The sequence below is a fragment of the Pseudomonas rustica genome, from assembly GCF_049959085.1.
Lineage (GTDB): Bacteria > Pseudomonadota > Gammaproteobacteria > Pseudomonadales > Pseudomonadaceae > Aquipseudomonas > Aquipseudomonas rustica.
Window position 1 is genome coordinate 5,764,751 of record NZ_CP188200.1, and the last position, 12,434, is coordinate 5,777,184.

Annotated in this window: 9 protein-coding genes; 7 read left to right on the forward strand and 2 right to left on the reverse strand. The window is 59.8% G+C overall.

From position 1 onward, the window contains the following. Positions 1–137: 137 nt before the first annotated feature. From ACP3TY_RS26100 to ACP3TY_RS26130, 7 genes are all read left to right on the forward strand, one after another. The gene (locus tag ACP3TY_RS26100) at positions 138–1,139 is read left to right on the forward strand and encodes a phosphate ABC transporter substrate-binding protein PstS (RefSeq protein WP_008078772.1); all 1,002 of its coding nucleotides are present in this window, start codon (positions 138–140) and stop codon (positions 1,137–1,139) included. Positions 1,140–1,692: 553 nt separating this feature from the next. After that, positions 1,693–3,726 (forward strand): ABC transporter permease subunit, encoded by a 2,034-nt coding sequence (locus ACP3TY_RS26105; protein ID WP_401241917.1) that lies wholly within the window; start codon positions 1,693–1,695, stop codon positions 3,724–3,726. 16 nt (positions 3,727–3,742) lie between these two features. Further along, the gene (pstA, locus tag ACP3TY_RS26110) at positions 3,743–5,413 is read left to right on the forward strand and encodes a phosphate ABC transporter permease PstA (protein WP_159814466.1); all 1,671 of its coding nucleotides are present in this window, start codon (positions 3,743–3,745) and stop codon (positions 5,411–5,413) included. A 93-nt stretch (positions 5,414–5,506) separates the two neighbouring features. Continuing rightward, the gene (gene pstB, locus ACP3TY_RS26115; RefSeq protein ID WP_008078766.1) at positions 5,507–6,340 is read left to right on the forward strand and encodes a phosphate ABC transporter ATP-binding protein PstB; all 834 of its coding nucleotides are present in this window, start codon (positions 5,507–5,509) and stop codon (positions 6,338–6,340) included. 121 nt (positions 6,341–6,461) lie between these two features. Beyond that, the gene (phoU, locus tag ACP3TY_RS26120; RefSeq protein WP_053125136.1) at positions 6,462–7,223 is read left to right on the forward strand and encodes a phosphate signaling complex protein PhoU; all 762 of its coding nucleotides are present in this window, start codon (positions 6,462–6,464) and stop codon (positions 7,221–7,223) included. Positions 7,224–7,387: 164 nt separating this feature from the next. Further along, positions 7,388–8,293 (forward strand): response regulator, encoded by a 906-nt coding sequence (locus tag ACP3TY_RS26125; protein WP_212545374.1) that lies wholly within the window; start codon positions 7,388–7,390, stop codon positions 8,291–8,293. Between the two features lie 281 nt (positions 8,294–8,574). Beyond that, positions 8,575–9,471 carry a peptidoglycan DD-metalloendopeptidase family protein gene (locus ACP3TY_RS26130; protein WP_426618809.1) on the forward strand — a complete coding sequence of 299 codons (897 nt, stop codon included), beginning with the start codon at positions 8,575–8,577 and terminating at the stop codon, positions 9,469–9,471. Positions 9,472–9,588: 117 nt separating this feature from the next. Here the strand turns inward: ACP3TY_RS26130 and ACP3TY_RS26135 are convergent, their stop codons facing one another. Together ACP3TY_RS26135 and phoR are read right to left on the reverse strand one after the other, a co-directional pair. Next, positions 9,589–10,929, reverse strand: coding sequence for a hemolysin family protein (locus ACP3TY_RS26135; protein ID WP_053125129.1), 1,341 nt, complete (start codon positions 10,927–10,929; stop codon positions 9,589–9,591). A gap of 123 nt (positions 10,930–11,052) precedes the next feature. Then, on the reverse strand, positions 11,053–12,339 hold the full coding sequence (gene phoR, locus ACP3TY_RS26140) for a phosphate regulon sensor histidine kinase PhoR (RefSeq protein WP_426620525.1): 1,287 nt from the start codon (positions 12,337–12,339) through the stop codon (positions 11,053–11,055). Between the last annotated feature and the right edge of the window lie 95 nt (positions 12,340–12,434).

The following is a 12,434-nucleotide window of genomic DNA, read 5'->3' on the forward strand; positions in this document are numbered from 1 at the left end:
CCCACGCAGAGCGTGGGAACGATCTGTCGCGACATGCTGGCCTTTCATCCAATTGTCATATTTCAGCCATAGAGTGTTCACACGGCCTGCTGATACTTGGCCCCGACTTAACACACCCTATCTGCTAGGAGTAAGGCATGAAACTGAAGCGTTTGATGGCGGCAATGACTTTTGTCGCTGCTGGCGTTGCGACTGCCAACGCGTTCGCCGCTGTTGACCCTGCTATCCCGAGCTACACCAAGACCACTGGTGTGTCGGGCAACCTGTCCAGCGTCGGCTCCGATACCCTGGCCAACCTCATGACCCTCTGGGCTGAGAACTACAAAAAAGAATACCCGAACGTAAACATCCAGATTCAGGCCGCTGGCTCCGCCACTGCGCCACCTGCGCTGACTGAAGGCACCTCCAACCTGGGCCCGATGAGCCGCAAGATGAAGGACACCGAACTGGCTGCTTTCGAGCAGAAGTACGGCTACAAGCCAACCGCTATCCCGGTGGCTGTGGATGCCTTGGCCGTATTCGTGCACAAGGATAACCCGATCCAGCACCTGACCATGGAACAGGTTGATGCGATCTTCTCGTCGACCCGTCTGTGCGGCGCCAAAGCCGACGTGAAAACCTGGGGCGACCTGGGCGTGACCGGCGACCTGGCCAACAAGCCAGTGCAGCTGTTCGGTCGTAACTCGGTATCCGGCACCTACGGCTACTTCAAAGAAGAAGCCCTGTGCAAAGGCGACTACAAACCAAACGTTAACGAACAACCAGGTTCGGCGTCGGTTGTGCAGTCGATCAGCTCCTCGCTGAACGGCATCGGTTACTCGGGCATCGGCTACAAAACCGCTAGCGTGAAAACCGTTGCTCTGGCCAAGAAGGGCGGCACTGACTTCATCGAAGACACCGAAGAAAACGCCCTGAACGGCAAGTACCCGCTGTCGCGTTTCCTCTACGTGTACGTCAACAAAGCCCCGAACAAGCCTCTGGCTCCGCTGGAAGCTGAGTTCGTGAAACTGGTGCTGTCGAAACAGGGCCAGGAAGTTGTGGTGAAAGACGGCTACATCCCGCTGCCAGCCAAGGTTGCTGCAAAAGCACTGGCTGACCTCGGTCTGCAAGAAGGCGGCGCTGAAGTCGCAAAGAAGTAACCCCGTAGATCCGGGCTAATCCCCGGATCTGCAGGAACCCCTGTAGGAGCTGTCGAGTGAAACGAGGCTGCGATCTTTTGATCTGGCCTCTGACTGCAAGATCAAAAGATCGCAGCCTCGGTTCCCTCGTCAGCTCCTACACAGGTTTCAAACGTTTCCGTTACAGCAGGTTTCAGGCGGGCCCCACAGGACACCGCGAACCTTCGAATTCTTCGATCCTCCTCCAGTACCCGCTGGCGGTGGATTTGGTGCGTCACTGCATTGTCATCTTTCTGTCATACAGGATCGCTAGGGTGTGCGCATGAATGATCTGGCCAATTCCCCAATGACTACGACTTCCCCTCCCAAGCGCATTGATTTCAATACGCCTGAGCTGCAACGCAAGCGCCGCATTCGCGCGCTCAAGGATCGCTTCACCCGTTGGTACGTCCTCGTTGGCGGCCTGGCGGTGCTGGCAGCCATCACCCTGATCTTCTTCTTCCTCGCCTACGTGGTTGCGCCGCTGTTCAAGGGTGCCGACCTGACCGCGAAAGATGCGATCACCCCGGCCTGGATGCAGGACGCCGGCAAGCCGCTGATGATTTCGCTCGAAGAGCAGAATCAGGTGGCCATGCGCGTGTCCGACAAGGGTCAGGCGCTGTTCTTTGATATCGACAGTGGCGCTGAATTGAAGCGCGTCGATCTGCCGGTTCCGGCCGGCACCACCGTGACCTCGCTGGGTGAAGATCAGCCGGGTCATCCGTTGGTGGCCGTGGGCCTGTCCAACGGTCAGGCGCTGGTGTTCCGTCACACCTATAAAGTCAGCTACCCCGATGGCAAGAAAACCATCACCCCGGCCATCGAATATCCGTACGGCGAGACGCCGATCGCGCTGAACGAAAGCGGCGGTGCGCTGGAGCACGTCAGCCTGAACGCCACCGACACCACGCTGATGCTGGTGGGCTCGACCGGTTCGCAGCTGAATGTTCTGTCGCTGACCAGCGAAGAAAACATGATGACCGGCGAAGTCACCAACGAGCAGAAGCGTATCGATCTGCCGCAGATGACCGAGTCGGTGAAAAACATCTTCGTCGACCCACGCCAGCAATGGCTGTACGTGGTCAACGGGCGTGCTCAGGCCGACGTGTTCAGCCTGCGCGACAAGAGCCTCAACGGTCGCTACAAACTGCTCGAAGACGGCGACGCTGAAGTCACCGCTTCCACTCAGTTGGTCGGTGGTATCTCGCTGATCATTGGCGACTCCAAGGGTGGTCTGGCCCAGTGGTTCATGGCGCGTGACCCGGATGGCGAGCAGCGTCTGAAGCAGATTCGCACCTTCCAGATGGGCACCACGCCGATCGTTGAAATCACCGCTGAAGAGCGTCGCAAAGGCTTCCTCGCGCTGGATGCCAGCGGCAAGCTCGGCGTGTTCCACAGCACCGCGCACCGCACGCTGTTGGTCGATCAAGTGGTAGAAGGTCAGGGCCTGTTCGGTCTGTCGCCACGCGCCAACCGCGTGATCGTCGAAGCCGGCGGCAAGCTGCAACCGCTGCTGCTCGACAACCCGCACCCGGAAGTGTCGTGGAGCGCGCTGTGGAGCAAGGTCTGGTACGAGAACTACGACGAGCCTAAATACGTCTGGCAATCGACTGCGGCCAACACCGATTTCGAACCGAAACTGAGTCTGTCGCCACTGACCTTCGGCACCCTGAAAGCCGCGTTCTACGCAATGCTGCTGGCCGCGCCGCTGGCGGTTGCTGCTGCAATCTACACCGCGTACTTCATGGCCCCGGGCATGCGCCGCAAGGTCAAACCGGTGATCGAGCTGATGGAAGCGATGCCGACGGTAATCCTCGGTTTCTTCGCCGGTCTGTTTTTGGCGCCGTATGTGGAAGGGCATTTGCCGGGCATTTTCAGCCTGCTGATGTTGTTGCCGATTGGGATTCTGGTCGCCGGTTTCACCTTCAGCCGCCTGCCTGAATCGATCCGCCTGAAAGTCCCGGACGGTTGGGAAAGTGCGCTGCTGATCCCGGTGATTCTGTTCGTCGGCTGGCTGTCGCTGTACATGAGCCCGTTCATGGAGAACTGGTTCTTCGGCGGCGACATGCGCATGTGGATCTCCCACGACCTCGGCATCACCTACGACCAGCGCAACGCACTGGTGGTCGGTCTGGCCATGGGCTTCGCGGTCATCCCGAACATCTACTCGATTGCTGAAGACGCCGTGTTCAGTGTGCCTCGCGGCCTGACCCTCGGCTCGCTGGCCCTCGGTGCCACACCGTGGCAGACCATGACCCGCGTGGTGATCCTGACTGCCAGCCCGGGGATTTTCTCGGCGCTGATGATCGGCATGGGCCGTGCGGTCGGCGAAACCATGATCGTGTTGATGGCCACCGGTAACACCCCGGTCATGGAAATGAACCTGTTCGAAGGCCTGCGCACCCTGGCCGCCAACGTCGCGGTGGAAATGCCCGAGTCGGAAGTCGGCGGCAGCCACTACCGCGTGCTGTTCCTCTCGGCGCTGGTGCTGCTGTTGTTCACCTTCGTCATGAACACCCTGGCAGAACTGATTCGTCAGCGTCTGCGCAAGAAATACTCGTCGCTTTAAGCAAAGGTAGAAGTCTGTGAAACAGAACTCCCTGAAAGGATGGTTCAAGAGCGGCGCCCCGGGCGTCTGGATCAGCGGTGGCGCGGTGTCCATCGCGGTCATCATGACCATTGGCCTGTTGGCAGTGATTGCCGTGCGCGGTCTGGGTCACTTCTGGCCGGCGGATCTGGTGCATGCCAGCTACGACGTGCCGGGTCAGGCCCAGCATCTGGTCGTTGGCGAAGTGGTACAGAAAGAAGAAGTGCCACGTGCTCGTCTGAAGAGCGCCGGTTTGCCGGTGCCGGACGTTGGCCCGGAATTCATGACCCGCGAGCTGATCAAGGTCGGCAACCGTGACTTGAACGGCAACGACTTCACCTGGATCGTCGGCGACTGGCTGACCAACCAGACCACGCCGCCCGAGTTGATGGCGATCGAACGTCGCGAGTGGGGCAACTTCTACGGCTACCTGGTCAACGTCAAACAGGATGGCAAGGTTATCGCCGAGGGCGAGGCTGCCTGGCCTGAACTGCAAGCGCGGATCAACCGGGTAAACGGTCTGGCGGCACAGCTGAAGTCGCTGGAAAAAACCGACATCGGTGCGATCAACGCCGGGCTGGAACGCATCCGTCTGCACGGTCGCAAACTGGAACTGGAAGGCAAGCTCGACGCCACCGCACAAGCGGACATGGAGTCCGAGCGTGCCGAACTGAACGCGCGTTATCAGGACATCGAAGCGCGTCTGGCCGATCTGCATGCGCAGTTCAACCGTGATGCGCTGACCGCTCGTGATGCCAACGGCAAAGAGATTGAAATCGGTTTGGGCAAAGTGGTTCACGCCTACCAGCCGAACGCGATGAGCACGTTCACCAAAGTCGGTTTCTACTTCAGCAAGATCTGGGAATTCCTTTCGGATGACCCGCGTGAAGCGAACACCGAAGGCGGGATTTTCCCGGCGATCTTCGGCACCGTGATGATGACCCTGATCATGGCGATGATCGTCACCCCGTTCGGCGTGCTGGCAGCGGTGTACCTGCGTGAATACGCCAAACAGAACACCCTGACGCGGATCATCCGTATCGCGGTGAACAACCTTGCCGGCGTTCCGGCGATCGTTTACGGCGTGTTCGGTCTGGGCTTCTTCGTTTACGTACTCGGTGGTTCGGTCGACCGTTTGTTCTTCCCGGAAGCACTGCCGGCACCGACCTTCGGTACACCGGGTTTGCTCTGGGCCTCGTTGACCCTGGCGCTGCTGGCGGTGCCGGTGGTGATCGTGGCGACCGAGGAAGGTCTGGCGCGTATTCCGCGTACCGTGCGTGAAGGCTCGTTGGCCCTCGGCGCGACCAAGGCTGAAACCTTGTGGAAGATCGTGATCCCGATGGCCAGCCCGGCAATGATGACCGGCATGATCCTCGCCGTGGCCCGCGCCGCCGGTGAAGTGGCGCCGCTGATGCTGGTGGGTGTGGTGAAACTGGCGCCGTCGCTGCCGGTGGATGGCAACTACCCGTACCTGCACCTCGATCAGAAGATCATGCACCTGGGCTTCCACATTTATGACGTCGGCTTCCAGAGCCCGAACGTCGAGGCGGCCCGCCCGCTGGTGTACGCCACGGCGCTGTTGCTGGTGCTGGTGATCGCCACGTTGAACCTGTCGGCGGTGTATATCCGCAACCACCTGCGCGAAAAATACAAAGCACTGGATAGCTAAAGCCATTAGCCACAAGCGGCAAGCTACAAGCCGCTTTTGCTCAAACTTGCAGCTTGCAGCTAGAAGCTCGCAGCTACGAACGGAGTGAGAACCATGCAGCACGAAGCACATACCCACGGCATCAACATGTCCGCCCTGGGCCGCGACAAGCAGAGCCTCAACCTCGAACAGGAAACCGTGGCCATCGAAGTACCGGGCCTGAGCCTGTACTACGGCGACAAACAAGCGCTGTTCGACGTCAGCATGAACATTCCGAAACAGCGCGTGACTGCCTTCATCGGCCCGTCCGGCTGCGGTAAATCGACACTGCTGCGCACCTTCAACCGCATGAACGATCTGGTTGACGGTTGCCGCGTAGAAGGCGCGATCAACCTGTACGGCAACAACATCTATCGCAAAGGCGAAGACGTTGCCGAACTGCGTCGTCGCGTCGGCATGGTGTTCCAGAAGCCGAACCCGTTCCCGAAAACCATCTACGAAAACGTCGTGTACGGCCTGCGCATTCAGGGCATCAACAAGAAGCGCATCCTCGACGAAGCGGTCGAGTGGGCGCTGAAAGGCGCGGCACTGTGGGATGAGGTCAAAGACCGTCTGCACGAGTCGGCACTCGGCCTGTCCGGTGGTCAGCAACAACGTCTGGTGATCGCCCGTACCATCGCGGTTGAGCCGGAAGTGCTGCTGCTCGACGAACCGTGCTCGGCACTCGACCCGATCTCGACGCTGAAAGTCGAAGAGCTGATCTACGAGCTGAAATCCAAGTTCACCATCGTCATCGTCACGCACAACATGCAACAGGCCGCGCGGGTTTCGGATTACACGGCGTTCATGTACATGGGCAAACTGGTGGAGTTCGGCGACACCGATACCCTGTTCACCAATCCGGCGAAGAAGCAGACCGAAGACTACATCACGGGGCGGTACGGCTAGCCGTACAGCCGCAAGCTTGAAGCTGCAAGCGGCAAGTCAAAGCGGTTCAGCGTAACGACAAATTTCAGCTTGCAGCTTGTAGCTTGCAGCTCTTGGTTAAAGCTTTTGCGGAGCGAACACAATGATTTCTAAGGAAGGCCTTACCCATCACATCTCTGCGCAGTTCAACGCTGAGCTTGAGGAAGTGCGCAGCCACCTCCTGGCCATGGGCGGGCTGGTCGAGAAGCAGGTCAACGACGCGGTGACCGCGCTGATCGAGGCCGACTCCGGTCTGGCTCAGCAGGTGCGCGAGATCGATGACCAGATCAACCAGATGGAACGCAACATCGACGAAGAATGCCTGCGCATTCTCGCCCGTCGTCAGCCGGCGGCGTCCGACTTGCGTTTGATCATCAGCATCTCCAAGTCGGTGATCGACCTGGAGCGCATCGGTGACGAAGCAACCAAGATTGCCCGCCGCGCAATTCAGCTGTGCGAAGAAGGTGAAGCGCCGCGCGGTTACGTCGAGGTTCGCCACATTGGCGACCAGGTGCGCAATATGGTGCGCGATGCGCTGGACGCGTTCGCCCGTTTCGACGCCGATCTGGCGTTGTCGGTGGCGCAGTACGACAAGATTATCGACCGCGAATACAAAACCGCCCTGCGTGAGCTGGCGACTTACATGATGGAAGATCCGCGCTCTATCTCGCGCGTGTTGAGCATCATCTGGGTGCTGCGTTCGCTGGAGCGCATCGGCGACCACGCGCGCAACATCTCCGAGCTGGTGATTTACCTGGTGCGCGGCACCGACGTGCGTCACATGGGCCTCAAGCGCATGAAGGAAGAAGTTCAAGGCACAAGCGGCGAAACCGCTAATGTTCCGGACGTTGCTGACGATAAGTAAGATTGCCTGAGTAAAGCGCCCGGCCCTTTGGCCGGGCGTTTTCGTTTACAGCTTTCGATAAAAAAGCAGCACCCGCGAACGAAAAGTCCCGGCGTGACTGAAGAGTTTTGGCAATGTGCCATCAGCCAGCGTTATGCTTGCCGGGATTTTAATAGGGGTGTTGGATGAGCAAGATCAGTGTGTTGGTCGTGGACGACGCGTCGTTCATTCGTGACCTGGTGAAAAAGTGCCTGCGCAATTACTTCCCGGGGATCCGCACCGAGGACGCCATCAACGGCAAAAAGGCTCAGGCCATGCTGACCAAGGAAGCGTTCGACCTGGTGCTGTGCGACTGGGAAATGCCGGAAATGTCCGGCCTCGAACTGCTGACCTGGTGCCGCGAGCAAGACAACCTGAAAACCATGCCCTTCATCATGGTCACCAGCCGTGGCGATAAAGAGAACGTGGTGCAGGCGATTCAGGCCGGCGTTTCCGGCTACGTCAGCAAACCGTTCACCAACGAGCAACTGCTGACCAAGGTCAAACAGGCCCTGAACAAAATCGGCAAGCTCGACGCCCTGATGAACAGCGCCCCGACCAAGATGAATTCGGCATTCGGCAACGATTCCCTGAGCGCATTGACCGGCGGTAAAGCGCCCGTGGTTGCAGCACCTGCGCCAGCGGCTGCACCGGCGCGCGGTTTGCTCAACAGCCCGCCCGTCAAAGCACCTGCCGCTTCGGCAGCGCCAAGCGGTGGTCGTGGGCATGGCCAGTTGCGGCTGCCGAGCGGCACGCAGCAATGCGTGATCAAAGCGTTGAGCCTAAAAGAAGCGCTGCTGGTGGTGAAGCGCAGCGAGAACCTGCCGCAGATCCTCGACAGCGCGGTGCTCGATCTGGAGCAGGGCGACAATGCCGAGATCGCCCGCCTCAATGGCTATCTGCATGCCGTGGTCGCGCATGAGCAAAAGCCAGACAGCGAATGGCTGCAACTGACCTTCCGCTTTGTCGATCAGGACGCACAGAAGCTCGACTACATCTCCCGCCTGATCGCGCGTGGCACGGCGCAGAAGCACTTCATCCCCGGCGCGTGATCACAAGTTTCAGCCTGATCGTTCCCACGCTCTGCGTGGGAACGCCTCAACCGGACGCTCCGCGTGTCCTCGCTGCATGGGACGCGGAGCGTCCCTGGCGGCATCCCTACGCAGAGCGTGGGGACGATCAGCAATTACAGGGGATCGCATTCCAATGTAGGAGCTGCCGAAGGCTGCGATCTTTTGTTTTGCCTTTAGCCAAATTGAAACATCTGTCGACTCCCCCGGTCTGTTTCACCTGCTAGGCTCTTTTTAGGCCTTCCTTCGACAGACTCTTGCCCATGTTCGCGCGCCTGCTGTTTCTCTGTGGTCTCCTCCTGGCCTCTACCTCGGTTGTGGCCGTCACTGTCTACAAATCCACCGATGCCAACGGTGTGGTCTCGTACAGCGATCGCCCGAGCAAAGGCGCGAAGGAGTTCGTGTTTCAGGATCGCATGGTCGAGCACCTGGAGCGTCAGGTGTACCTCGATATCAAGAAGCAGAAGGGCGGTGACGTGGTGTTCGTGCGCAACGATCTGTACGCGCCGGTCGAGATCGCGCTGGCGTTTATTAGCCTGAGCAACGTGCGCGGTGCGCCGGCAAAAGCCATCCGTCGGGTGCTGCCGGCGCGCAGCAAAACCCGGATGGCGCTGTTGACGCCGATTACTCCCGGCCAACCGTTGCAATATTCGCCGCAGTTTCAATATTCCCTCGGCAACCCCGTTGGCGTCGCGCAGAGCTATCGCTATCCGCTGCCGTGGCGCGGCGGGCCGTTTCGCTTGAGTCAGGGCGCTGAGGGGCAGTACAGCCACTTCGGGCCGAAGAATCGTTACGCGATGGACATCGCCATGCCGGTGGGCACGCCAATCATCGCGGCGCGCGCGGGCGTTGTGGTGAAAGTCGAAAACTCACAGAGCGGTCGCGGCACCGACCCGTCCGGCAACTTCGTGCGCGTGTTGCACAATGACGGGACGATGGGTGTGTACCTGCATTTGAAGCAAGGTTCGGTGAGCGTCAGGGAAGGGCAGCAGGTGACGGTCGGCAGTCCGTTGGCGCTGTCCGGCAACACCGGCAACAGCAGCGGCCCGCATTTGCACTTTGTGGTGCAGCGCAACACGGGGCAGGGGCTGGTATCGATTCCGTATCAGTTCAACCAGCCACTGGGCGCGTTGCCCAACTTTGCGTTGGGCAAACAGTGAACCTTTAAAAGCAAAAGATCGCAGCCTGCGGCAGCTCCTACATGAGAATGTGGTTTCCTGTAGGAGCTGCCGAAGGCTGCGATCTCTTAACAGGCAATGCAGTTTCCCGCCTAGCCATCAATCCAGCATCAACACCTTCGCCAGCACAATCTTCGGGCCTTTCATTTTTTTGATAATGATCCGCAGGCCTTCGACTTCCAGCACTTCTTCCTCCTCCGGCACGCGGTTGAGGGTTTCATAGACCAGGCCGGCGAGGGTCTCCGCTTCGATGTGATCGAGGTCGATGCCGAGCAGACGCTCCACCTTGAACAACGGCGTGTCGCCACGCACCAGCAGCTTGCCCGGCTGATAGGCGAGGATGCCGCGTTCAGCCTTGCGGTGTTCGTCCTGAATGTCGCCGACGAGCACTTCCAGCACGTCTTCCATGGTCAGGTAGCCGATGATGTTGCCGTCAGCCTCCTCGACCACGGCGAAGTGCGAGCCGCCCTTGCGGAACTGCTCCAGCAACTGCGACAGCGGCATATGGCGCGACACGCGCTCCAGCGGACGAGTCAGTTCAGCCAGGTTGAACGACTCGGGAATGTGATCCAGCGCCGCCAGTTCCAGCAGCAGATCCTTGATGTGCAGCAGGCCGACGAACTCCTGACGCTCGCTGTCGTACACCGGATAACGGCTGAACTTGTGGCGACGGAACATCGCCAGAATTTCCTTCAGCGGCGCATTGAATTCCAGCGAGATCAGGTCTTCGCGGGAGTTGGCCCAGTCGACCACTTCCAGCTCGCCCATTTCCACCGCCGAGGCCAGCACACGCATGCCCTGGTCGCTGGGGTTCTGGCCACGGCTGGAGTGCAGAATCAGTTTCAGTTCTTCGCGGCTGTAATGGTGTTCGTGGTGCGGGCCGGGTTCGCCCTGGCCGGCGATGCGCAGAATCGCGTTGGCGCTGGCGTTGAGCAGGTAAATGGCCGGGTACATCGCCCAGTAGAACAGGTAAAGCGGCACCGCCGTCCACAGCGACAGCAGCTCCGGTTTGCGGATCGCCCACGACTTGGGGGCCAGCTCGCCGACGACGATGTGCAGGTACGAAATGATGAAGAACGCAGTGAAGAACGAGACGCCTTTGACGACCTCGGCCGATTGCACACCGACCGCGCTCAGCAGCGGCTCAAGAATGTGCGCGAATGCCGGCTCACCGACCCAGCCCAGGCCCAGGGAGGCGAGGGTGATACCGAGCTGACACGCCGAGAGGTACGCATCGAGCTGACTGTGTACGGTGCGCAGGATATGCCCGCGCCAGCCGTTCTGTTCAGCGATGGCCTCGACGCGGGTCGAGCGCAGTTTGACCATGGCGAATTCCGCCGCAACGAAAAAGCCGTTGAGCAAAACCAGGATCAGAGCAAATAGGATCATGCCGAAATCGGCAAATATTGTTGCGAGGGACAAGCCAGGGGAAGGGTCCATGATGGAGTTTTGCGGGTTCCGTATGATTCAAAAGAAGGTAAAAGCCGCGCCTGAAAGGCAGGCACAAGTCAGCCAATGTAGCGGCTGACCGGGCGATTGCCTAGTGGCGCGTGCCGGGCGGCATCATTCGCTGGCGCTGATCGCCCGTGCATGTGCCACCTGAGCCGGGGCGAAATGGCAGGTGAACGTGCTGCCGTGGCCGGGCACGCTGCTGATCTCCATCCGTGCACGGTGGCGCAGCAACACGTGTTTGACGATGGCCAGGCCCAGCCCGGTGCCGCCGGTGTTGGAGTTGCGGCTGGAGTCGACGCGGTAGAAACGTTCGGTCAGGCGCGGCAGGTGTTTGCTGTCTATGCCGATCCCGGAATCCTGCACGCTCAGGTGCGCGCCTTGATCGTCGCCCGACCAGCGAATGCGGATATTGCCCTCGGCCGGGGTGTACTTCACCGCGTTGAACACCAGATTGGAAAACGCGCTGCGCAACTCCGCCTCGCTGCCCTTGAGCAAAATGCTCGCATCGGCTTCGAGGGTGATGTGCTGGTTTTTCGCGCCGGACAATTGCTGCGCATCGCTTTTGATCGATTGCAGCAACATGTCGATCTGCACTGGCTGGTTGTCCGACGGGTAATCGGTGGCTTCCAGTTTCGCCAGCAGCAACAGGTCGTTGAGCAGCGTCTGCATGCGCCCGCCTTGTTGCTGCATTTGCTGCAGCGCTCGGCTCCAGCGCGGGTTCACCTCTTCGACGTTGTCGAGCAGGGTTTCCAGATAGCCGCAGATCACCGTCAGCGGTGTGCGCAGTTCGTGGGAAACGTTGGCGATGAAGTCTTTGCGCATCTGTTCCAGCTGATGGATGCGCGTGACGTCGCGCACCAGCATCAAGTGTTCATTGTTGCCGTAGCGGGTGATGTACAGCTGAATGCGCAGGCGATCATTGGTTGGCGAGGGGATTTCCAGTGGCTCGGCGTAGCTGTCTTGCTCGAAGTACTCCTTGAAGCGCGGATGGCGCACCAGGTTGGTCACCGGTTGGCCGCTGTCCTGCGGGGTCTTCAGACCAAGCAGGGTTTCCGCCGCGCGGTTCCACCATTCCAGATTGCCGTCGCTGTCGAGCATGATCACCGCGTCTTTCAGCGCGGCGGTGGATTCCTGAACCCGGTCGATCACCGCTTGCAGACGCCCGCGCACGCGTTGGTCGCGGCGTTGCAGGTGATAGATGCTGTCGAACACCTCACCCCACAGGCCATAGCCATCGGGCGGTGCTTCGTCGGGTTTGTGCAGGCGCAGCCATTCGTGCAGCCGCAGCAACTGCTTGAGCGTCCAGGCCAGATAAATACCCAGACCTGCAGCAAGGCTCCAGCCGTAATAGCCGGTGATCAGGCCGATCACCAGGCAGGCGGTGACCAGCAACAGCATGTGGCGAATCAGGGTGCCATGCCAGTTTTGATTCACGGAGCGTCCTTAACGCAGCTTCGAGTTTCAAGCCACAAGCTTCAAGCTAAAGCGGATCG